This is a genomic window from Trinickia symbiotica, from assembly GCF_002934455.1.
GTDB lineage: Bacteria > Pseudomonadota > Gammaproteobacteria > Burkholderiales > Burkholderiaceae > Trinickia > Trinickia symbiotica.
In genome coordinates, this window is sequence record NZ_PTIR01000003.1 from 320,888 (window position 1) to 343,131 (window position 22,244).

Genomic DNA, 22,244 nt, shown 5'->3' on the forward strand with positions numbered 1-22,244 from the left:
CCATATATAACTTCCGGCGGCAACCCTGGTCGTCCCATTGGTGCCATTCGTCAATCGTCCAGCCCGTACGGACGATAGGGCTGTAAGGACGATGGCTCATTTTGCCAGGCAGCTCCAAGCATAACGGCGCGCACATCTACCCGGGCAGAACTTCCCCAGCTCGCAGCCGAGCGGCAATTCGTAGTACTGGCTACATATTGGGATAATTTGGGCCGCCGCCACCTTCCGGCGTGACCCACACGACGTTCTGCGTCGGGTCCTTGATGTCGCAGGTCTTGCAGTGCACGCAGTTCTGTGCGTTGATGACGAGGCGATCACTGCCGTCGTCGTTCTTCACGAACTCGTACACCGCCGCCGGGCAGAAACGCCCCTCCGGCCCCGCGTACGTACGCAGGTTCACGTTCACCGGCGCGCTCGCATCCTTCAGCGTCAGGTGCGCCGGCTGGTTCTCCTCGTGGTTCGTGTTCGAGATGAACACGGACGACAGCCGGTCGAACGTCAGCTTTCCGTCCGGTTTCGGATACTCAATCGGCGTGCATTGCGACGCCGGCATCAGCATTTCGTGATCCGCGTGCTTGTGGTGCAGCGTCCACGGCACCTTGCCGCCCATCACCTTCTGCTCGAGCCCGACCATCAGCGTGCCGAGGTACAGGCCCTTCGCCATCCACTGCTTGAAGTTGCGTGCGCGGTACAGCTCCGTGTACAGCCACGATTGCTTGAACGCGTCCGGGTACGCGTTGAGCTCGTCGCTCTGGCGGCCGGCCTGTACCGCGTCGAATGCCGCATCGGCCGCCAGCATACCGGTCTTGATCGCCGCGTGGCTGCCCTTGATCCGCGACGCGTTCAGGAAGCCCGCGTCGTCGCCGATCAGCGCGCCGCCCGGGAACACCGTCTTCGGCAGCGACATCAGGCCGCCCGCCGTGATTGCGCGCGCGCCGTACGACACGCGCTTGCCGCCTTCGAGAAACGCGCGGATCGACGGATGCGTCTTGTAGCGCTGGAATTCCTCGAACGGCGACAGATACGGGTTCGTGTAGCCGAGGCCGACCACGAAGCCGACCACGACCTGGTTGTTGTCCATGTGATACAGGAACGAGCCGCCGTACGTATCGGACTTCAGCGGCCAGCCGGCCGTGTGGATCACGAGGCCCGGCTTATGCTTCGCGGGATCGATTCCCCACAGTTCCTTGATGCCGATCCCGTATGCCTGCGGATCGGCGTTCGCGTCGAGCTTGAACTTCGAGATCAGCTGACGGCCCAGATGGCCGCGGCAGCCTTCGGCGAACAGCGTGTACTTCGCGTGCAGCTCCATGCCGAGCTGGAAGTTCTCGGTCGGCTCGCCGTCCTTGCCGACACCCATGTTGCCGGTGGCGACGCCCTTCACCGAGCCGTCGTCGTTGTATAGAATCTCGGCAGCCGGAAAGCCGGGGAAGATCTCGACGCCGAGCGCCTCAGCTTGTTGCGCAAGCCAGCGCGTGACGTTGCCCAGCGAGATCACGTAGTTGCCGTGGTTCTTGAAGTTGTCCGGAAGCGCCCAGTTCGGCGTCGAGATCGCGCTTTTCTCCGACAGGAACAGGAAGCGGTCTTCGGTCACCTCTACCGTGAGCGGCGCGCCGCGCGCCTTCCAGTCGGGGAACAGCTCGGTGAGCGCGCGCGGGTCCATTACCGCGCCCGACAGAATATGCGCGCCTATCTCGGAACCCTTCTCGAGCACGCACACGCCCATCTCGGTGCCTTTCTCGGCAGCCCGCTGCTTGAGCCGTATCGCCGCCGACAGCCCCGCGGGGCCGCCGCCGACGATCACGACGTCGTATTCCATCGAGTCCCGCCCATTCTGCGCGGATGCAAGTTGAGAGTTCATGCTCGAAACATTCTTTGTAAAGGTTATTCTCAGCGTACCGGCTTTGAACTCGAATGGTGCTCGCATAAGCAAAGCTTATGGAACACAAACTGGCGGTGCTGCTAGCCTCGCCCACCGCTAAAATAATAAGCACATGAGGCAATGAGCATTGCGAGTCCGACCACCTCTGAAATCACTGCCGCGCGCGGCGGTGACAGGAAAAGCTGCAATAAACGTCGCGCGGCCAAGCAACTTAACAAAGCGATCGCGATCGCCGCCATCGCCACGAAAGCACCTCTTTCGATCTCTTGCATCTGGACTCCCCCGCCCGAGTGCATGTTAGAGCGCCATACTGCCACGCATCAGAGTGCTTCTATCACCTCACTCGCACCTGATCTCCAACTTATGGGCGATTAACAGAATCGCTTATGCAAACGTTGAGTTCCGCATTGGAGCGCAGACTGGGCGCATCAATCTGACAAAGGGTGCGTCCGTGAACAAGTACGATGTTGTCGTGATAGGTGCGGGTGTGCTCGGGACCTCGGTAGCCTTCCACCTGTCAAAGCTCGACGCAAAGCAGGTGCTGGTACTCGACCGGGCGACGATCGGCGCTGGCACAACGTCTCAGTCGTCCGGAATCCTGCGTACGCACTATTCGGTGAAAGAAAACGTCGAACTGGCGCGCAAGTCCTGGTCGGTGTTCAACGACTTCGCCAACTATCTCGGAGATGACGAAGCGTCGTGCGGCCTCGTCAAATGCGGCTACATGATCGTCGCCAGCGACGATGACAAGCTTGAACCGCTGCGCGCATCGCTTGATCAGCAGAAACAGCAGGGTATTCCGCTCGAACTGCTCGACGCGCGCGAAGCACAAGAACTCATGCCGATCGCGACCTTCGACGACGCTGCGCTCATCGGCTTTGAACCAGAAGCCGGTTTCGCCGACGCCTATCTCACGGCGACCGGTTTTGCGCGCGCCGCGCGTCGCGGCGGCGTGACGATCCGCGAAAACGTCGCCGTCAACAAGTTGCTGATCGAAAACGGAAAAGTGGTCGGCGTATCGACCAGCGCCGGCGATTTCGCGGCCGGCATCGTCATCAGCACGCAAAACATTTGGACGCCGGAACTCGCCGGCTGGACGGGCAAGGCGCTGCCGATCGCCCCGGAGCGTCACGCGGTACTTGCGCTCGAATGTACTGAAGCACCCTACACATTCACGATGCCCGTCTTTAAGGACCTCGCGTCGGAAGGCATGCTCTATTACCGCAGCTACGGCGGCAACCAGATGCTGGTTAGCGAAGGCGTGGTCGGAGAAAAACTGAACACTGCCGACACGGAACAGGGTGACATTCCGATGGATTACATCGTCGACGTCGGCGCGCAAGTCGCGGAGCGGTTTCCCGCCTACGAGACTGCGGGCATCGCGTCGTCGTGGACGGGCGTGTACGACGTGACCCCGGACTGGAATCCGGTGCTCGGTGCGTTGCCGGGCATCGAAGGTCTGGTCGTGGGCTACGGCTTCTCGGGTCACGGCTTCAAGCTCTCGCCGACGGTCGGCAAGATCCTCGCGCAGTACGCGCTCGGTCTGCAGACGGATGTATCGCTTGAACCGTATTCGATCGAACGCTTCGCAACCGGCAAGCTACTGACCGGCAAGTATGGGCTCGGCGCCGTCTCCTGACGCGAACGCACCGGCCGGCCTTGCGATCCGGCCGCTCACATCATTCGCATCGCAACCTTGGCGCAACGGCGGCGGAACCATGCGGATGCTCGCGCAGGATGTCGACGGCGGCTGGCGCATCAGTCTCGCGGATGTCGAACGCGACGGTCCATACTCGCGGTTCGCCGGCATGACCCGCGTGTCGCTTGTGATAGAAGGTGCAGGCGTCACACTAGACGACGGCACGATGCGCGTCGAACTGCGACCCGGTCGCCCTTCCGAATACGACGGGGGCGCCACCTGGCACGCCACCTTGCGCGACGGCCCTGTCGTCAAGCTCAACGCGATGGCCGCGCGCGGGCGATACCGGGCGCGCATCACGCCGCTCTACGAAGCGGCGCATGTGCAGACCGGGTGCTTCGCGCTTGTTGTGACGCTGCGCGCCAGTTGCATCGTTTGCGCGACAGACAGCACAGATGCGATTGTTCTTGACGCTGTGCACGTCGCGTCGCGAATCGCCGACGGCCCTGCGCTCGATATTGCGCCGTCGAATATCAAAGACGACGGCAAAGTGTCAATCGAAGCATCACCAGATGCGCCTGCACCATACGGCGCGCTTGTCATCATCGAAGCCGTGTCAGGCGGCCGGCGCGGACGCTGACTCTCTCCCGAGCAAAGGAAAGCAAGCATGAAGATCATGACTGCAGTTAAACGTGTTGTCGATTACAACGTGAAGGTTCGCGTGAATGCAGACCAGACGGGCGTCGATATCGACAGCGTGAAGATGTCGATGAATCCGTTCGACGAAATCGCCGTCGAAGCGGCGACGCGCTTGAAGGAAGCCGGCCACGCTAGCGACGTCATCGCAGTAACCTGCGGCCCGGCACAGAGCGTGGAAACGCTGCGCACGGCGCTCGCCATCGGCGCGGACCGCGCGCTGCACATTCAGACAGACGTTGAGTTGCAACCGCTTGCGATCGCGAAACTGCTGAAGGCAGCAGTCGAACGCGAGCAGCCGCAGATGGTCATTCTTGGTAAGCAGGCCATCGACGACGACGCCGGACAGACAGGCCAACTGCTCGCCGCGCTGCTCGACTGGCCGCAGGCAACGTTTGCGAGCGCCATCGAAATTCAGGGCAATACAGCAACCGTCACGCGTGAAGTGGACGGCGGCTTCGAAGTGATCGAGCTGGACCTGCCGGCTGTCGTGACAACCGATCTGCGCCTGAACGAGCCGCGCTACGTGACGCTGCCCAGCATCGTCACTGCGAGAAAAAAGCCGGTAGGTATGCTCACGCCGGCCGAACTCGGGGTCGATCCGGCGCCGCGTCTGAAGACGTTGAAAGTCGTCGAGCCGGCAGCGCGCAAGGCCGGCGTGCGCGTTCCTGACGTCGCCACGCTGATTGACAAACTCAGAAACGAAGCGAAGGTAATCTGAATGACCACTCTCGTCATTGCCGACCATGAAGCCTCTGTGCTGAAGCTCGCCACGCTGCATACGGTAAACGCCGCGCGGCAATTGAATAACTGCGTGCACGTGCTCGTCGTCGGGCACGATGTAGGCGCCGCCGCAAAAGCGGCCGCCGCGATACAAGGCGTCGACAAGGTGATCCTGATCGACGCGCCGCAGCTCGCCGACGGTCTCGCCGAGGACGTCGCCGCGCAGGTGCTGATGCTCGCGCCGTCGTACACGCACGTGCTGTTCTGCGCGACCGCCTTCGGCAAGAACGTCGCACCGCGTGTCGCCGCGAAGCTCGACGCCTCACAAATTTCCGATGTCACCGCAATTCATTCGGGCGATACCTTCGATCGCCCAATCTATGCGGGCAACGCGATCGCCACGGTGCAATGCGACGACCCGATCAAAGTTGCCACGATTCGCACGACCGCATTCGATGCCGCGCTCTCGGACGGTGGCGGCGCGCCGATCGAAACGCACGACGCCAGCGAAGGCACGCGCCGCGCACGCTTCGTTCGTCGCGAGGTCGCAAAGAGCGAGCGGCCGGACCTGACGTCGGCACCCATCGTCGTATCGGGCGGGCGCGGGTTGGGCAGCGCGGACAACTTCGCGCTACTCGATCCGCTGGCGCAGAAGCTCGGCGCGGCAGTAGGTGCATCGCGCGCCGCAGTGGATTCAGGCTTCGCGCCAAACGACTGGCAGGTCGGACAGACCGGCAAGATTGTCGCACCCCAACTTTATATCGCGGTCGGCATTTCCGGCGCGATCCAGCATCTCGCCGGGATGAAGGACTCCAAGGTCATCGTCGCCATCAATAAAGATGCGGACGCGCCGATTTTTAGCGTTGCCGACTATGGCCTTGTAGACGACCTTTTTGCCGTCTTGCCAGAAATAACGAGTCGAATTTGACGGGGAGTTTTCGCAGGATGCCCTCCTGGCGCGGTCTCAGGAGGCGTCCCTTGCGCCCGCATATTGCCTATGGTTCCCGAAGCGGGTGCCCGACGTCTCCATCATAGAGCGCTTCGCCATCAACTGTGTCGGACGGGCAGCCCTGCAGCCGATTGAAAATGCGGCGTAGGATCCAGATCGTCCGCTTCAACATTCAGATCGATCACGCACGGATGATACAGCCCGCCAATCAAGGGCGCGTCGAGGGTTCGTGCCACTCCCCGGACCGCTTCGCCAGCCGGGTCCACAAGGCCCCCCCCCCGCATCGCCTCCCCACTTCGCAGACGGATGAGATCTTGCTGGATCTGCCTGTCCGCATGGGGAGTCAGAACGAGCAGCGGTGAATTGCCGCATTCGACGATTACCCGCCGAGATGAGACGCGGGGCGCGCCTACGACGAACGTCGCACAAGCGCCGCTCTTTTACGAAGGGCGCCGACGAGCCACATCATGACCAACGACAGCAATATCCAGAGCGTCGCCGCGGCCAGAATCGCGGGACTGATTTGCTCGCGAAGGCCAGACCACATCTGCCGGGGCAATGTGAAGTACTGCGGACTTGGTAAAAGAAACAGCGCGAAAACAACCTCATCGAAAGACGTGATGAACGCCAGGACTGCGCCCGCCGTTACGCCCGGCATGATGAGCGGTAGCGTGACCTTGCGGAAAACCATCCACGGTGGCGCCCCCATGATCGCGCCGGCTCTTTCGAACGATCGATCCAGGCCGCTGACAGAAGCAAGGACCGTGACTACGACGAATGGGATCCCGAGCGCAGTATGCGCGGCAATCAGCCCCCAAAGATTGTCGACCAGGCCAACTTTCGCGAAAACGAAATAGGTTCCGGCGCCTGTAACGATTGTCGGCACCACCATCGGGGCAAGAATAAAGCTCATCATGAGCGACCTGCCAGGCAGAAGGCGCTGCCTTAGACCTAACGCTGCCGCGGTCCCGATTGACGCCGCGAGCATGGTAGTCGCGACGCCGACGACGAGGCTATTCCTCACCGAAAGCAACCAGCGAGGGTTGCTGAAGAATGAGTCATACCAACGAAGGGACCACGCATCGGTATGCAAGTGCAACATTGCCCGTGTGAATGTGAAATAGGGCTCGGCGTTGAAGGACAACGGAATGATTACCAGGATCGGCGCAACAAGAAAAAGGAAGATCGTCGTGCAGATCAGTACAAAAATAACGTTCCATCCTTTCTCGACGGGCGAGCGAAACGGCTGAGTATGAACGTTCATCCTTATCCCATCCTCAGGTTTTCAGCACCGATAAGACGGTTGTAGACGAAATAAAGGGCCAGCACCACAACCAGTAGCACGATGCTCAGTGCAGCGGCCAGACCCCAGTTGAGCGAGGTCTGGATGTTGAAAGCAATCATATTGGAGATCATCTGTCCCGACTGTCCGCCGACAAGAGCCGGTGTAATGTAGTACCCAAGGGCCAAGATCAAAACCAGCAGCGCGCCGGCCCCTACCCCCGGGAGCGTGATAGGGAAATAGACCTTCCAAAAGGCGCTAAACCGTCCGGCACCGAGCGATTGTGCGGCCCGCATGTAACTGGGAGGTACCGCGACCATCACGCTGTAAAGCGGAAGTATGAAGAACGGCAACAGGATGTGTGTCATCGCAATCAAGGTGCCGGTAAGGTTGTAGATCAGCATTACGCGATTGTTCTCATTTACCACGCCAGCGAGCACGAGAAGATCGTTCACGACGCCTTGGGACTGCAGCAGCACCATCCATGCGGTAACCCGAACCAGCATGGACGTCCAGAATGGAACCAGCACCAGGATCATCAGTCTGTTCGCGGTTGCCTTCGAGCTCGTCGCCATCAGGTAAGCGATCGGATAGCCCATTACGCCGCAAAGAATCGTTACGGCGATAGCCACCCCAAAGGTCTTCAAATATAAAGACCGATAAATCCGCTCATCCTGCGGTTGGGAGGCAATACTTCCTTTTTCATTGCGGCGGAAGTCTAACGCCGAGAGATAGTTGTCGAATGTGAATGCGCGTGTAGCACGCGCCAGCATGGGCATTATTTCCGGTTCACCCCAGGCCGGGTCAATATTTGCGAACCACTGGCCGGTAGGAGCATCGTCAGTAGCCGCGGCGCGCCGAGCAGTACGTTCTACGACGGATCGCAGCCCTGGGCGCTCAGCGTTCAGTCGGCTCGCGACAATGCCCAGCTTGCCCTGATCTCTGGCCGTAACGAGATCGCGAGCCAGGCTCTGCCAGACCTGGTTCCCTGTTGTCACCTTCGAACCGCCATCGAGCGTACGAGCCGTATTTGGCAGAAGATCGCGCAATGTCGGATCATAGATACTGACCTGAAACATCTTGGCGATTGGCACGAGGAAGGTCAGCACGAGGAACAGAATCACGGGCGCGACTAGTAGCATCGACTTACGTGTCTCGCGCCGTCGTGCTTTTTGAACTCGCGTTTTCAAAGCGGCGCCCCACTGTTGCTGAAATGAAGCGTCCCGGTTGTGCGTCTCCGCCATAGTCATCGGGCTCATCGCTATGCTCCTACTGCCAGTAGTGCACGGCTATCAGCCGAGCGCCAGCCGATAGGCAACGTCTGCCCGGCCTGGAGCGAACCCAGGCTCGACGTGTTCGCCAGCTTCACTGTGATCTCGTTGCCGCCCGGGATTCGACATGTCAAGCGGACGTGATCGCCGAAATACGTCGACTCTACGATCTGAGAACTCACCTGATTCTCGAGCGCTCCGTCCTGGCCTGCCAGCGATACCCTTTCCGGCCGCAATACAAGGGTGACACGCGTACCCGCCACCAGTGGCTTGCTCGCCAACGCTTCGAATCGGCAAGCGCCGTGCGTGATCTTCGCGCGGTAGTTCCCGCTGTCGGACGCATAACATTCGTCTACGACGCCTTCCAGAAGGTTGTTGTCACCCACGAACCGCGACACAAACTCTGTGTTCGGCGATTCATAAATCTCAGTGGGCGGCCCGATCTGTTCGATCGCTCCATTGTTGAAAATCGCGACCCGATCGGACATCGCCAAGGCTTCGTCCTGATCGTGGGTTACATACACGACCGTTACGCCCAGCATCTTATGCAGGTGCTTGATTTCGGTCTGCATGTGCTCGCGAAGCTGTTTGTCCAGTGCGCCAAGCGGCTCGTCCATCAAGACAAGAGTTGGCTCGAATACCAGCGCTCGAGCCAGCGCAATACGCTGCTGCTGTCCCCCTGAAAGCTGCGCGGGCCGCCGCGACGCGTAATTCTGCATCTTGACCATCTGCAAGGCCCGGGTTACGCGCTCGCCGATCTCGCTCTTTGACATCTTCCTTGCGACCAAGGGAAACGCCACGTTATCTGCAATCGACATGTGAGGAAACAGGGCATAGTTTTGGAACACCATGCCGATACCTCGCTTATGGGGTGGCGTCGTGGTCAGGTCCACGCCACCAATGCTAATGGTCCCCGCAGTGGGCGCCTCGAAGCCTGCAAGCATCATCAGCGTCGTCGTTTTTCCTGAACCCGACGGACCCAGTAACGTGAGGAACTCGCCGCGCCTGACCGATAGCGAGAGTGACTTGACGACGTGGGTACTGCCATCGTAGCTCTTCTCCACCTGCGAGAAGACAACGTGGTCAGCATCGACTCGCTCAGCGTTCCCTCGTTCTCGCTGGTGGAAGACGTTTAGCATGTTCATAACGTTCCTCTTAGCGGGCCATCCACGCAGCCCAACGGCGATTGATTTCGTCCTGTTCATCGTTCCAGAACGCCGTGTCGCTGGCGAGCCCGACCTTCAGATTCGCAGGTGATGTCGGCAAATTCTCTCTCAGAGATGCGTCCACCAATGGCAATGCAGAACGACGCGCGGGGGCATAGCTGATGTATTTCGTCTGCGCAGCAAGCTGAGGCGCCGAAGTTGCAAAGCGAATAAAATCGAGCGCGGCCGCTTTATTCTTACTGGCCTTCGATACAGCAAACACATCACCGTTGATGATCTGGCCTTGCCAAAGGATTCCGAAAGGCTTCTTGTCCTTCGTGATGGCGTCCGTGAATCTCCCATTGCCGCCTTCTGTCATCACGACCTCTCCATCGGCGAGGAGCTGGACGGACTGTGCCTGCGCCCCCCAGAAGATCGCGTTGGCCTTGATAGTGTCAAGCTTCTTGAACGCACGCTCGAGGCCGGCCGGCGTGCGCAGGGTTGCGTAAACCTTGTCTCGCGGTACGCCATCAGCCATGAGCGCCCACTCGAGGTTTCCGTTCGGTTTGTTGCTTAGCCCGCGCTTGCCCGGGAACCGCTTCAGATCAAAGAAGTCGGCAATTGTTGTAGGCTGCGCCCCGGTGAACTTGCGCTTGTCATACGCAATGACGTTCGACCAGAGGATCGTTCCGACGCCGCAGTCCATCAGGGAACCCTGCACGAAGTCGGAAGACGCGGGCTTGCCATCCTGACCGTTTGGAAGCGAGCTCGGCTTTATCGGGTCAATCAGTCCTTCGTCGCATGCGCGGGCGGCATCCTGGAATTCAAGATCGATTACGTCCCACGCACCGGACCCCGCCTGCACCTGCGAACGAAGCTCTGCCAGCCCGCCGTTGTAGTCGGCGGGAAGGACTTTGGTCCCGGTCTTTGCGGAGTACGGCTCAAAGAAGGCCTTCGACTGGCTTGCGGTATACGCACCACCGAACGAAGCGACGACCAGTTGCTGTGCACTGGCGGACGTAACAGGAAGAATCGCGCTCAGCAAGACGAAAAGACAGGTCCGAGCGTGCTTCTGTGTTTTGCGGATTTGCATACTAACCCCTTTACATTGCGTTGAAGTGAAATCGCTACAGAGCTGCCACGTTTACGTTCGCGCCAGTGCCTGTTCAAGATGTCGTGCAAGTTCAAGAATCGCTACGTCCTTGCCGGGTGCTCCGATGAGTTGCACACTGACTGGCAATCCCTTGTCATCGGTGCCGGCAGGCAGTGCTACGGCCGGTGCGCCGACCAGATTGAAAAAGGATGTAAAAAGCGTCAGTGCGTTACCGATCGGGAGAAGCTGATCCCCGACCGGTATCCGGCTACTGCCTGTCTCAGGCGCGACGACCGGACATGTGGGAGTGAGGATGGCATCAATGGCCTCGAAATGCCGCATGAACGACGCCCGATACCCGCTCAGCAGCCGTTGGCATTGCACATAGCTTTCGGCCGACAACTGCTGACCCAGGACGAAGCCGCTGCGGATATCGGGCCCATACTGCTCACCCGACGACGCGATCAATGGCGAGTGATACGCCAAAGCTTCGGCCAGTTGAATCGTGAGAGATACGGTCCGAGATTCAGCATGTTCCGGCAGCTCGATCTCGTGGAAAGTAGCGCCGGACGCCCTTAGAAAGGCAACTGCGAGTTCATATCCGGCTCGAACCCCAGGTTCGAGAGCAGAAGTCCAGCCGCGTGGAATTCCGATACGAAGGGAATCCAGCGAGCCATCCGTCCCGAAGACCGGCAGATCCGTCAGCGAGTCGATCACCACAGAGACGTCATCCGCATTCCCGGCGATGACGCCCACATGGTCAAGCGTCCAGCAGAACGGAATAACGCCAGTAGCGTCCAACAGTCCGAACGTCGGTTTGAAGCCTGTTACCCCGCACAATGCTGCGGGCACACGCACTGATCCTCCTGTATCAGTACCTAACGCAAAAGGAACGATTCCGGCTGCGACAGCAGCTGCTGAGCCACCGCTGGAGCCCCCCGCCAAGCGCCGTTGATCCCATGGGTTCACCGTCGTGCCGGTGAACTGATTCTCCCCTGTCGCACCATAGGCGAACTCGTGCATGTTCGCTTTTCCAACGAGGACTGCTCCCGCTCCCGCCAGCTTCCGAACGACAACGGCATCTTCGTGCGGATAGTAGTCAGCCAATACCTTGCTTCCCGCCGTTGTCCGGATCCCTCCAGTTTTGAATACATCTTTCGCCACGTACGGGATACCGTCGAGTATTCCCCGCCGCCTACCAAGTTGCCGGCGCTCATCGGCCGATCTTGCCTGAGCGCGGCCGCGATCACCGGTCACCGTGATCAGGCTCTTGAGCAGCGCATTGGTCGCTTCCGCGAGCGCGAGGCTGTGATCAACAACCTCCAAGGCTGTGACATCTCCACGCGAAAGCGCCTTGGAAATGCCCCTCAGGGTGTTGCCGTTCGTTGGCTTCATGGCTGACACTCCATGATCCAGTACGGGGCTTGGTCAGCAAGATCTTTTGCCCGGATTGCTGACAGCTGCTCTAGCAGGCTGGACAGATCCGAGACGACGCCAAAACGCGGGTTGACCAGCTCTTCGAGATCTTTCTCGCTCCAACGACTGCCGAAGAACTCGCGATTTATCGCAATCAGTGTTCTGAGAGTAATCGGATCGTCCATGGCGCTCACACCACCGTCAGTTTGCGCGGATAATCGGTCAGATATTCGAATCCATCTGCCGTCACAACGATCGAGTCTCCTACTCGCCCGCCGAACTCTCCTTCGATCGTGATGCCGCCGTCAACTGCGAAAGTCATACCTGCTTCCAGGGTCCGCTGCTCGCCGCGCTTGAGTTCCGGAGTCTCGAGGAACGAGTAGCCTATCGAGCGCCCGGTCCGATATCCCGGGGCGAATCCCGCGTCCCGATAGACCTCTTCAGCGGCAGCGTTGACATCTTCACAGCGCACACCCGGCCTGATCTGCGCGAGTGCGGCTTGCTGCGCCGCCACGGCGGCCTCATACACTCGAGCTTGCTCGTCAGTCACTGATCCGACGAAGAACTCCCGGTCGAAGCCGAGCTTGTAGTTCTTGAAGTTGGCGATGCCGCAAAAGCACAGATAGACCGGGTCGCCGCGCTTCAGTGCGCGAACCGAGGATCGACGGTGCACAAGACAGACATCACGTCCGGACTGGAGGATTTGAAGGTTGTAGATCGTCGGCGAAACGAATCTATCCTTGTGTTCATCGAGGAACGAAGCGGCTTTTCGGGTTCCCCCAGCAATGACTGCCAGTGCAATCTCGTACTCCGGCACGCCCTCCCGGATGACTTCCTTGGCCGCCTCGACCATCGCAACAGCCACCTGCCCGGCTTGCCGCATGACCGCGATTTCGTTTTCAGACTTGATCGTCCTGAGGTCAAAGATGATCTGCCCAACATCGGCCAGGCTGTCGGCCTCAACGGGAAGTGCACCCGCAACGAGCGGCGGCATTTTCGCGCGCTCGATCCCCACGCGCTTTGCCTTCGAAGCCTGCAGTACCTCTCGCAGCGGCTTTCGCCATTCATCATCGATACCATCGGCCCAGGGGCGGATATCTTTGACCCAGGTCATCAGACCGCACATCTCGGATTCCATCAACGGCGTGATCAAGACCGGCTCACGATCCTGAGAGATCACCATCAGCGTAGGGCGGCCAAATTCAACACCCAGGTAGTTCCAGAAACCCCCGAAGTAGGCCACTGAGTCTGGATCGCTAATCAACGCCACATCGATACGGGCGCGACGCAGCGCGTCACGCAGGTTGCCCACCCGGCCAGCATATTCGTCCACATGTCCTCCTGTTGTTAGCTGTATGCAACAAGTACACAGCTCGACTCTAGGAGCACCAATTTGGCATGTCAAGTGGCATCTTCGCTAGGGTCGCCCTACGCTTTCCTTTCCGAAGAAATTGGACGACATCGACAGTTCCGGCTTTTATTCAGCGACTTACAACACATCACGACCCACCCTGCGCCCCCCTCCGCGCGACGTAACCGCCGGCCGATGCCATCACGCAAAGTTTCCCCTTGTTCGCAAACCGTGCTAAGCTGTGTACAGGTTGCAGAAAGCTACTGATGACGTCTATCATTGGCCGGCATGAGCGCCGCCATAACTGGGTGGCGCGCCGACTACCGCATCGACACTTGTGAAGGATTTTTCAATGGCACGCGTGGTCAAACTCAAGGGGCAAGCTCCGCGGCCCACCTCGAAAGCGCCAGCAGTTCGCGGCCAGACGCCGGATATCTATCGGACATTGCGCGATCGCATCTGTAGCCTCCACTATCCGCCAGGTACAGTGCTGGGAGAGACCGTGCTTGCGGAAGAATTCGAAGTCAGCCGCACGCCTATTCGTCAGGTTCTGCAGCGGCTCGAGTACGAAGGTCTCGTTGAAACAAAAAACGGCGTCGGTACGATCGTGAGCGGCGTTGATTTTCGAGATTACCGTGATACCTACAACTTTCGGTTGAGGCTGAGCGAGATGCTGGGTGACTTTTGTTCGCCAACCGATGCTCCGCAGGCGCTTGAGCGCATCGAGCGGCTGATTCCGCGCGCTGCGGCGCTATCGAACGCCTCTCGCAACTTCGACGAATTCTGGGCAATCCTTCACGAACTACATTTCTCGATCAACGAACTGATCAGAAACAGAGAACTGCGACAGACGCATGACCGGTGCTATTTTCAGGCATCACGTGTCTGGTACAACTTCGTTAGCGATCTTTGGGAAGAAGAAATCGAGTATTTGAATCGTGAATTGGAAGAGTGCTGCCGGGCACTCCGCGCGGCAGACATGCGCGCCTTGGGCCTAGTGCAGCGCAACTACATTTCCTTCGGATTGGCTCGCATCGCACGATTCATAACCGGCTAATCGGTCACATCCGTGACTTCGTCAGCTTGTCGACTATGTCGACAAGCACGCGTTTTTTGATAGATAGGAGTCCTTATCATGACTGGCAATACCGGATTCGAAGCCAAGCTTGATGGTGGCCGCCATGACCGCGCAAAAGTTGGATTTGTGCTGCTTGCGACCGAGCAGACGATCGAAGATGACATGTTCACCTTACTCCCGAAGGGAGTAGGTATCCATTTCACAAGGGTCCCTAATCCTGACAGCATTACGAGGGAGTCCCTCGATAACATTGCATCCAGCCTTGCTGATGCAGCGGCTCGAATCCTTCCTGACGGCAGTCTCGACGTTATCTGCTACGGTTGCACCTCCGGTAGTCTGGTCGTCGGCGAAAAGAAAGTTTTCGCCGAACTGAACCGTGGCGCTCCAAATGCGAAGACCACAAGCATGATCACCGCGGTGATTCGCGGACTTCGTGCCGTCGGTGCCAGACGGATCGTTATCGGTACGCCTTACCTCGACGAGATCAATGTCATGGAAAGGTCCTATCTGGAAAACGCGGGCTTTGAAGTATTGGCTATCCATGGCCTCCAACTAGAGAAAGACAGCGATATGGTGCGAGTCACGCCTGACAGCATCGTCCAAATGGCGCTTTTTTTGGATCGGCCAGACGCCGACGCGATCTTCATCAGCTGCGGGGCACTCAGATCGATCGAAGTCATCGAGGAGATCGAACAGCGGACTGGGAAGCCAGTCATCACCAGCAATCAGGCTGTCGCCTGGGACGTCATGAGGCTTGCAGGGTTGCCGGACCGTATCTACGGGTTTGGTCGGCTTCTTTCGTTGTACTGAGTATTTGCCGAAACGCGGTGCAGAAGCCCCAAGTGCTGGGAGCAGCAATGAAACGTACTCGGTCACCTATCGATCTTCGTGCCTTGGAAGCGTTCGTTGTCGTGTGTGAGACCGGCTCGATGACCGCAGCCGCGAAGCACCTTCAGGTCAGCCAAAGCGCGGTAAGTCAATCCGTTGCCGCTCTGGAGCGAGAGCAAGGTACGGATCTGTTCGACCGGGACAGCCGTCCACCGCGTCCTAATCTGGCTGGGCGTGCCCTGTTGGAACTTGCCGGTCCACTGCTCCAGCATGCGCATGCTGTTAGCGGCCGGATCAGGGATGCTTCGCTCGCGGGCAGCCTGCCTGTACGCCTCGGATGCGTCGATTCGTTCGCGGCGACCGTCGGGCCGGAGATCGTCCGCGCGATGTCCAGCTCAACTCGCCAGATCGAGATGTGGTCCGGGCTCACGCCGGCGCTTTCCGGACAAATACACAACGGTGAAGTCGATGTTGTTGTGTGCACGCAGACGGCAATCAATAACCACCGCATTGTCGAGCTCCCGCTTCTCTCGGAGGCGTTTCTGGCGGTGGCCTCTCGCCGCTGGCTTGATGGGCGCTCTCAAAAAGATTCACATTGGCGGCAATTGGCTGCTGAACTGCCGTTGATACGGTATACAGCACGATCGGTGATTGGGCAGCAGGTTGAACGTCTGGCACGACATCTGGGGATCAGCAGTCCGCGTCGATACGAATTCGACGCCACCGATCCGATGCTCAGTCTGGTCAGCGCAAATCTTGGATTTGCAATTTCGACTCCGCTTTGTCTGTGGCAGGCACGGCACTATCTTAGTGACATCGCCGTTTTTTCGCTCCCGACAGGGCGACTCAGTAGACGAGAGTTTTTCATCCTGCACAGGCAGGGGGAGTGGGTTGAGTTCGCGGAACATATCTCTTCGCTCACCGCTCGGGTGTTGGATGAACTAATCTGTCCCGCACTCGCCTGCAGTTTGCCCCAGCTACCGGCGGACGCATTGCTTTCGAAACTGGTGAACTAGAAGACTTTCATGAGCGATCTCTACACGCTGACGCGCGGACACGCCCCGCTTCTCATCTCTATTCCGCATCTCGGCACTTACATTCCCGACGCTCTTCGAAATCAGTACACGGAGGCGGCGTTGACAGTCGCCGATACCGATTGGCATCTTTCGCGACTTCGCAAGAATCACGCTAACGTGCTCTTATGGGAAGCGCACTCCATCGCAAGCGTCCTGCCCCGTCTGTTCGAGGGCAAGTTGCCGGAGCTAAACATTGGCACGCAGGACGGCCGAACAGCAGCGGAAACCGTTCTGCAAGCGACGGTCAATGCCGCTCAGGAGAGCAACTACCCGTGGGTTGCCAACGGACGTTTCAAGGGCGGCTTCATCACCCGTCACTTTGGTGCTCCACGACACGGGGTTCATGCAGTGCAACTGGAAATGTGTCAGATCACGTACATGGAGGAAGCGCCGCCGTTTGCGTTCGTGCCGGAACGGGCGCAAGCGGTAGGACCAACGCTACAGAAGATGGTTTCGAGAGCATTGGAAGCGGTAGTCGCACTGTAACAGGTAAGCGCCCAGTAGACGATGTGGCTGTGCGGGCCACTCGTGGCGGGACACTCAAGGCATGGGGGCCATGCGGTAAGGCCGCCAGTTCTGTGTGACTCAGCATATCACCCTATGGTATCCGGCTTTCGATTTCGCTCTGGCGATCCGGCGCCTGAGGCGGTCAACTTACATCGTCAACGCGCGCTCCCGGCGCTGCGTACGAAAATAGCAGCCCGACGGACCAGGCCGTTGCGCGTATCCGAACACGCGAACACGGAAGCTTTGTCGGCTTTCGAACACTCGCGTCGCAAGCCGCACATCTCCTCTCCGCTCTCGACATTTCGGGCCACGACAGGCCGAGCCGCGCCTTGGCACTGCTCTTGCTTTTTGCTGATGTCACGCCTGATGTTTAGATGTCACTCCAGACAGCGGCGACGGCCCCGCCGCCGGATGGCTTTTGACTCTAGCGTCGAGACGAAATGTTTGTCAGCCGATAGAATCGGCCCTTTTGACGGCAGGCCAAAATGATAGGCCTAAATGGTTGGGAACCATCTTGTGAGGAACGCGAAATGTCAAGGAAAGAACAAGTAATGGGGGATAGAGATCATCGCGCTTGGGTAGGTCCGCCTGATTATTACGATCGCTTAGGTGCCGTACAATTTGTTACATTGCTTCTACTGGGATTGAGAGAAGAACACTTTTTATTGGATATCGGGTGTGGGTCGCTTCGTGGAGGCAGGTTTCCTCTACTATACCTCAATTCCGATCGTTATTTCGGCATCGAACCAGAAGAATGGTGTCTTCGGCAAGGCATCGAGGCGGAAGTTGGTTCCGCGCTCATTAGCCTAAAGCGCCCCAAGTTTTCATTTAATTCAGATTTTAGCGCCTCCGAATTCAATTGCCAGTTCGACTACATAATTGCCGCCGGGATTTTTATGCACGCGAGCAAAACTCAAATTAAAACATGCCTAACATCAGTATCGCGAAGTCTGCGATCGCATGGGAAATTCTTGGCGGCTTTTCTCGCGGGAGATTCAGACAGCACGAATACAGACTGGTCGTATCCGGAAGTTCAGTATTACAAGAGTTCGACTCTTAATTCGCTCGCCGAGGAATGCGGGTTAGACCTCGCTCTCATCGATGCTCCGCACCCACTGGGGCACCAATGGATTGTTCTTACACACGCAAAAGAGCGGCAACACATAAGCCATCACCTTAGTTTCGATGCTTTCTCGTGGAAAGAGTATCTTTCCTTTCAATTATTGAAACGCGGGATATCCCCCAAGAATCATGAAGACTATTTGCGTCATGACCTAAGCATGGTTATTCACAATGACGACAGGTCAGTTGTTCCGCAAGCTAAATTCGTCACGCAAGCAATAAAAAGCGTCGCCGGGAAGAACTAATAAAGAACGCCGTGGATCCTCTTAGGCTTTGCGAGCCCGCTCTTGATTTCTAATTCAAGGCAATAGAGCGCACGTAAAACGAGCATCGCATGCCCCGCAAACCGAATCTGGATTCCGCCGGCGAGCCAGCGCTGCCGTCGATCCCGAAGGAACTGATCGATCAGTTCTTGAAGGGTCCGATGACCGCCGAGACTGTGCAGCTCGCGCCGGCCGCGTTCAAGGGGCGCTCATCGAGCGTGCCCTGTGCGCGGAGCTTGGCCACCATCTGGCCTATCCGAATGGCGCGAGTCGGACGCGCAATACGATCAACCAGCGCAACAACAGCAGTGGCAAGACCGTGCCGACTGGTATCGGTCCGCCACGGCTGGAAGTTCCACGCGACGGTGACGATACTTTCCAGCCGATCCTAATTCCCCGGCGCGAACGCCCTGGCGAAGATGCCGCGACCAAACGATTGGGCTGGTGCCGCGAGCCATCACCGCCGGATGGCGCTGCGCCGCCTATGAATAGAAGGCCGCCATAAGCCAGTTTCGCAATCCTTTATAAGCATCGCTCGAGCAAGACCATTCCAGAATGAGACCGCATCCGCAACCCGTTATGCGTTCGTAGGCTTTGCACAAGAAAATTTTGACACTTTTGAACTCCGGCATTACGGCACCCATCAATGCTACCCCGACCTGCCCGGCGAACTATGAGATGAAACGGGCTATACGTGCGAGACTGAATGAGATGTAGTTCCGTTGTACTAGTCCAAGAGCGCGCATGTCCCTGGCGCGCAGCGCCGAGCAACACTCCTCCAGCTCCCAATTGAGGTACTTTACCTCCTCGTCCCATAAAATGGCCACAATATTGAGCCGAAGGCGCGATGCTTGCAAGTAACAGCGATCATGCGTTTGGCGAACTTCTCCGTTCGTTATCAGACCGTTGATTACCGAATGCAACTCATGGAGGATTTGCCAGAATGCTTGGAGACTCGCTTGCTGGTGTTGCAGCGTCTTCGCTCCGACGGCCAGTCGTTGCATCCGCTCGAGCGCTTTGGGAGCGTGTGCAGGAGAACAGAAGTCGCCGAGCATCTCACTCAATCTCAGCTGGAATGCGTAAGTGTCACGGTATTCTCGAAGGTCACCGCCGCTGACTATCGTACCAACGCCGTTCCTTGTTTCCACGAGGCCTTCGTACTCGAGCTTCTGAAGATTTTGCCGGATTGGTGTGCGACTGACCTGGAATTCCTCCGCAAGTGCCGTCGCCCCTAGTACTGTGCCGGGGGGATAATAAAGAGTACAGATCCGATCACGCAACGTTTGGTAAATCCCCGACATCCGATAGCGGACTGCTGATGCCTTGCCCACGGTGCCAGCACTTGACAGCTTTGTTCTTGCAACGCGTGCCATCAAAGACCTCCCCCGGAGCGACCGGCTGCCGGGAAATTGTTAGTAATGCACTGATTAATCCAAAACCGGTTGTCGTCAACCGTACATACTTCACTTAGCGCGGCGCCCAGCGCGCCCATCCCGCGCGCGGTCTGCAACGTCTCTTGGAAGAAAGTCGGTGAAACGTCGATGGCCCCTGATCTTTCAATACCAAAACGACGCAAAAATTGTGCGCGCCCGCTCGCGAGCTGCGTAGCAGCGTCAGCCTTCACCGCTTCGGCGTCGGCGCCGCTGAGTATCCGGGTCACCAGTTCTCTCGCTCGATTTGATCGCCACGCTTTGACCCGGCGCTCAGGGTGCGCAATTGAGCGCCGGAATACAGGGTGGGAGCCATGGCGGCGGCGCTCGTGTAGCTGTTTTGCCGTGATGCCTGGCTCGGTTTCGAGCCATTGTTGGGATTTTCGGCCAAGTGTGCTTCGCGCATTCGACGCAGCAGATCCAATGAATCCATGCGGAACACGCGCTTGGCGGTGATGCGTCGGTCGAATTTCCCCCGCTTGCCACGCTGTCCCAAGACTCGACAGGAAGTCCGCGAGTGGTACCTCACTGGCTGACTTCATTTCCGTCGGCACACCACTGGAAGCGCTCCAATCTGCGACGCGCTGTTGTGCGAGCGTACGAAACCGCGTACGCAGGCTGCGTTTGGTTGCCTCGGGAATAGAGGCGGACCGCAGGACGCGCTCGAGCGGCGTCAACGGCGCCTCATAGCGCTTGGTCACTTTGGCGCCGTGACGCGTCTTCGATTTCAGTTTGAATGACGGCTGGAAGGAAGTTGATATACAGCCGCGACACTTGATAAAGGGAGGCAAGCGTCTCGGTGGCTTCGAGGCCTCGTAGCCTGCCGCACCCGACGAGGCGACGTACGACGGCGCCATTCTTTTGCTCGACCCACGCCTGATCGTTTTTCTTATACGCACGCGACCGCGTCAGCTCGATACCCTTTGCCTTGCAGAAGTCAAAGACCGCCTCGTTCATGAAAGCACTACCGTTATCGTAGTCCAGACCACGCAAAGGAATCGGTAAGGCGATGTGCTCGAGAACGAAAGCGCCGCTGCGAAACGGCATAGCAAGACACTCGGTCCAGCCGGTTGCGATATCCGTCATCACAAAGCTGTGTACGAAATCGCCGTCAATCTTCGTGCCACCGCAATGCTCAACGAAATCGACCTCCAGATAAGCGGGCAGCGGATCGTTCCAGTCAGTGAAGGTCCTGATCGGCACTGCACGGCGAATCGCATTGCCGACTCCGCCAGCGCGTCGGCGCTGGCCGCTGAAGGCTTGCGCCGCACATCCTGCAACAGCCGATCAATGGTAGCGGCGCTGATCTGCGCGAGCCGCTGGCGCACGCCCTTCGATAGTGACAGATGACCATGCCGTGTCATCGAGTCGATCAGCGTCGGGATGAGCGCCTTCAGCCGTTTGCCGCAGATCCGGTCGGCCGCCTCCCACAGCGTGATCAGCGCGGCACGCACCTCATCGTCATAGCGTCGTTGCGGGCCTGGCTTCGCCCTCGGCGGCTGCGGCTCTCGGCACAGCACACGGATCGCGTGTTTACGGTGGTAGCCCGTCAATTCAACGAATTCGTCCAGGATCTGGCGCTTCTCGTTCCGGTCGGAGCGGCGGTACCGCTCGCCAACTGCCTCAGTCAATTCCCGTCTTGTTCTCATGCTGAGCCGCCTCGTCACAAGTCGCCCTCGCCAGCCGTCTGACGAGTAGCAAAAATACTTGAGGCAACGAGCCTAGCTCGGTAACAAAAAACCTGAGTCAATGCGCCGGTCCTTTGACAATTACCTTGGCCGCCGGAGACGACGAGCTACCGGCGGCGCCGGAAGAGCGGGGTTTTACGATGGCTGATCGCATCGAATAAGAAGCGAACAGCCATGCCCGGGACCTACGTGACGGACCATCAGGTCCGACTATATATGAGCAAGCGCAAACATCACACTCAGCAAGTCGCCGCGGCCATGGCGGGTATGAGCGTTCACACGGCCCGGCGCATCGAGCATGACGGCCGTCTGCCGTCGCAGAAGCCACCGCGCACATGGCACACTCGATCCGATCCATTCAGAAGTCCGTGAGAGCGAGGTGGTGCCATTGCTGCGCCACGCGCCTCGGCTCAAGGCCATCACGCTGCTGAGCAAGCTGCAGGAGGCGCATTCCCGGCCTGTTTCCTGACAGCATGCGGCGTAGGCTCGAGCGGCGCGTCAGCCAATGGCGCGCGCTGGAAGGCCCCGGCCAGGAGATCTTCTTCCCGCAGCTGTCAATGGTCATGCAATTTTCGTAAGCGCGAATTTAAGCGCACCTAGAATCGGAAGCTGAACGAGCGCAGGCTTGCGTCCGCAACTACAACTTGCGGACGCAACCGATGACACAGAACGAAGTTGATTTCCTTCCCCTGCGGGTGACCGGCGTGACGGCGGCAGGCAAGCGCAAGTTTGACGCTGAGGGTAAGCGCAAGCTGATTGACGCCTGCCTGCAGCCGGGCGCGTCAATTGCCGGACTGGCGTTGAA

The 22,244-nt window shown here is 58.6% G+C and carries 23 protein-coding genes and 3 pseudogenes; 12 read left to right on the forward strand and 14 right to left on the reverse strand.

Annotated elements, in window-relative coordinates:
* Positions 1–190 precede the first annotated feature (190 nt).
* Together B0G57_RS07630 and B0G57_RS07635 are read right to left on the reverse strand one after the other, a co-directional pair.
* Positions 191–1,861, reverse strand: coding sequence for an electron transfer flavoprotein-ubiquinone oxidoreductase (locus tag B0G57_RS07630; RefSeq protein ID WP_102607057.1), 1,671 nt, complete (start codon positions 1,859–1,861; stop codon positions 191–193).
* A 101-nt stretch (positions 1,862–1,962) separates the two neighbouring features.
* On the reverse strand, positions 1,963–2,154 hold the full coding sequence (locus tag B0G57_RS07635; protein ID WP_146013352.1) for a hypothetical protein: 192 nt from the start codon (positions 2,152–2,154) through the stop codon (positions 1,963–1,965).
* Between the two features lie 179 nt (positions 2,155–2,333).
* Here B0G57_RS07635 and B0G57_RS07640 point away from each other — a divergent pair, with 179 nt between their 5' ends.
* The 4 genes from B0G57_RS07640 to B0G57_RS07655 all read left to right on the forward strand — a co-directional run bounded on the left by B0G57_RS07640 (position 2,334) and on the right by B0G57_RS07655 (position 5,868).
* Positions 2,334–3,521: an NAD(P)/FAD-dependent oxidoreductase gene (locus B0G57_RS07640; RefSeq protein ID WP_102607058.1), complete on the forward strand. Its 1,188-nt coding sequence runs from the start codon at positions 2,334–2,336 to the stop codon at positions 3,519–3,521.
* Between the two features lie 79 nt (positions 3,522–3,600).
* Entirely contained in the window at positions 3,601–4,161 is a 561-nt protein-coding gene (locus B0G57_RS07645; protein WP_158256608.1) for a HutD family protein, read from the forward strand.
* A gap of 27 nt (positions 4,162–4,188) precedes the next feature.
* Complete coding sequence (locus B0G57_RS07650) at positions 4,189–4,938, forward strand: electron transfer flavoprotein subunit beta/FixA family protein (protein ID WP_102607060.1); 750 nt, start codon at positions 4,189–4,191, stop codon at positions 4,936–4,938.
* Complete coding sequence (locus B0G57_RS07655) at positions 4,939–5,868, forward strand: electron transfer flavoprotein subunit alpha/FixB family protein (RefSeq protein WP_102607061.1); 930 nt, start codon at positions 4,939–4,941, stop codon at positions 5,866–5,868. It abuts the gene before it with no gap.
* A 119-nt stretch (positions 5,869–5,987) separates the two neighbouring features.
* On the opposite strand, the gene B0G57_RS32245 is transcribed toward B0G57_RS07655, so the two are convergent.
* From B0G57_RS32245 to B0G57_RS07695, 8 genes are read right to left on the reverse strand one after another with little or no spacing between them, the layout of a single operon-like run.
* Entirely contained in the window at positions 5,988–6,269 is a 282-nt protein-coding gene (locus B0G57_RS32245; RefSeq protein WP_332888231.1) for an N-formylglutamate amidohydrolase, read from the reverse strand.
* Positions 6,270–6,298: 29 nt separating this feature from the next.
* A complete protein-coding gene (locus tag B0G57_RS07665; RefSeq protein WP_102607062.1) occupies positions 6,299–7,153 on the reverse strand; it encodes an ABC transporter permease in 855 nt (284 codons plus the stop codon).
* A 2-nt stretch (positions 7,154–7,155) separates the two neighbouring features.
* Positions 7,156–8,430, reverse strand: coding sequence for an ABC transporter permease (locus B0G57_RS07670; RefSeq protein WP_102607063.1), 1,275 nt, complete (start codon positions 8,428–8,430; stop codon positions 7,156–7,158).
* 2 nt (positions 8,431–8,432) lie between these two features.
* Positions 8,433–9,587: an ABC transporter ATP-binding protein gene (locus B0G57_RS07675; protein WP_102607064.1), complete on the reverse strand. Its 1,155-nt coding sequence runs from the start codon at positions 9,585–9,587 to the stop codon at positions 8,433–8,435.
* Positions 9,588–9,597: 10 nt separating this feature from the next.
* Positions 9,598–10,680 carry an ABC transporter substrate-binding protein gene (locus B0G57_RS07680; RefSeq protein WP_102607065.1) on the reverse strand — a complete coding sequence of 361 codons (1,083 nt, stop codon included), beginning with the start codon at positions 10,678–10,680 and terminating at the stop codon, positions 9,598–9,600.
* Between the two features lie 51 nt (positions 10,681–10,731).
* Positions 10,732–12,075 (reverse strand): amidase, encoded by a 1,344-nt coding sequence (locus tag B0G57_RS07685; RefSeq protein WP_102607066.1) that lies wholly within the window; start codon positions 12,073–12,075, stop codon positions 10,732–10,734.
* Entirely contained in the window at positions 12,072–12,281 is a 210-nt protein-coding gene (locus tag B0G57_RS07690) for a hypothetical protein (protein ID WP_102607067.1), read from the reverse strand. The genes B0G57_RS07685 and B0G57_RS07690 overlap by 4 nt, the downstream gene beginning before the upstream one ends.
* A 5-nt stretch (positions 12,282–12,286) precedes the next feature.
* On the reverse strand, positions 12,287–13,429 hold the full coding sequence (locus tag B0G57_RS07695) for a M24 family metallopeptidase (protein WP_102607068.1): 1,143 nt from the start codon (positions 13,427–13,429) through the stop codon (positions 12,287–12,289).
* Positions 13,430–13,799: 370 nt separating this feature from the next.
* Between B0G57_RS07695 and B0G57_RS07700 the strand changes: the two genes are divergently transcribed.
* The 6 genes and pseudogenes from B0G57_RS07700 to B0G57_RS30855 form a co-directional block, all read left to right on the forward strand.
* Positions 13,800–14,504, forward strand: a complete 705-nt coding sequence (locus B0G57_RS07700; RefSeq protein WP_102607069.1) for a GntR family transcriptional regulator — start codon at positions 13,800–13,802, stop codon at positions 14,502–14,504.
* 78 nt (positions 14,505–14,582) lie between these two features.
* The gene (locus tag B0G57_RS07705; RefSeq protein WP_102607070.1) at positions 14,583–15,335 is read left to right on the forward strand and encodes a maleate cis-trans isomerase family protein; all 753 of its coding nucleotides are present in this window, start codon (positions 14,583–14,585) and stop codon (positions 15,333–15,335) included.
* A 47-nt stretch (positions 15,336–15,382) separates the two neighbouring features.
* Positions 15,383–16,369: a LysR family transcriptional regulator gene (locus B0G57_RS07710; protein WP_102607116.1), complete on the forward strand. Its 987-nt coding sequence runs from the start codon at positions 15,383–15,385 to the stop codon at positions 16,367–16,369.
* A gap of 9 nt (positions 16,370–16,378) precedes the next feature.
* Positions 16,379–16,915, forward strand: a complete 537-nt coding sequence (locus B0G57_RS07715) for an N-formylglutamate amidohydrolase (protein ID WP_102607071.1) — start codon at positions 16,379–16,381, stop codon at positions 16,913–16,915.
* Positions 16,916–17,466: 551 nt separating this feature from the next.
* Complete coding sequence (locus tag B0G57_RS30850) at positions 17,467–18,303, forward strand: class I SAM-dependent methyltransferase (RefSeq protein ID WP_146013353.1); 837 nt, start codon at positions 17,467–17,469, stop codon at positions 18,301–18,303.
* Positions 18,304–18,392: 89 nt separating this feature from the next.
* Positions 18,393–18,730: pseudogene (locus B0G57_RS30855) on the forward strand (transposase); the annotation flags it as partial.
* Between the two features lie 262 nt (positions 18,731–18,992).
* On the opposite strand, the gene B0G57_RS07720 reads toward B0G57_RS30855, so the two are convergent.
* From B0G57_RS07720 to B0G57_RS31625, 4 genes are read right to left on the reverse strand one after another with little or no spacing between them, the layout of a single operon-like run.
* Positions 18,993–19,694: a GntR family transcriptional regulator gene (locus tag B0G57_RS07720; protein WP_102607072.1), complete on the reverse strand. Its 702-nt coding sequence runs from the start codon at positions 19,692–19,694 to the stop codon at positions 18,993–18,995.
* The gene (locus B0G57_RS31615) at positions 19,694–20,452 is read right to left on the reverse strand and encodes a hypothetical protein (protein ID WP_223258644.1); all 759 of its coding nucleotides are present in this window, start codon (positions 20,450–20,452) and stop codon (positions 19,694–19,696) included. The genes B0G57_RS07720 and B0G57_RS31615 overlap by 1 nt, the downstream gene beginning before the upstream one ends.
* Complete coding sequence (locus B0G57_RS31620) at positions 20,436–20,837, reverse strand: transposase family protein (RefSeq protein ID WP_223258645.1); 402 nt, start codon at positions 20,835–20,837, stop codon at positions 20,436–20,438. Before B0G57_RS31620 ends, B0G57_RS31615 begins: the two co-directional genes overlap by 17 nt.
* Complete coding sequence (locus B0G57_RS31625) at positions 20,837–21,205, reverse strand: hypothetical protein (RefSeq protein ID WP_233215970.1); 369 nt, start codon at positions 21,203–21,205, stop codon at positions 20,837–20,839. The genes B0G57_RS31620 and B0G57_RS31625 overlap by 1 nt, the downstream gene beginning before the upstream one ends.
* A 408-nt stretch (positions 21,206–21,613) precedes the next feature.
* On the opposite strand from B0G57_RS31625, the pseudogene B0G57_RS31630 reads away from it, so the two are divergent.
* Positions 21,614–21,990 (forward strand): annotated as a pseudogene (locus B0G57_RS31630) (IS21 family transposase); the annotation flags it as partial.
* A gap of 108 nt (positions 21,991–22,098) precedes the next feature.
* A pseudogene (locus B0G57_RS07735) lies at positions 22,099–22,244 on the forward strand (IS66-like element accessory protein TnpA); the annotation flags it as partial.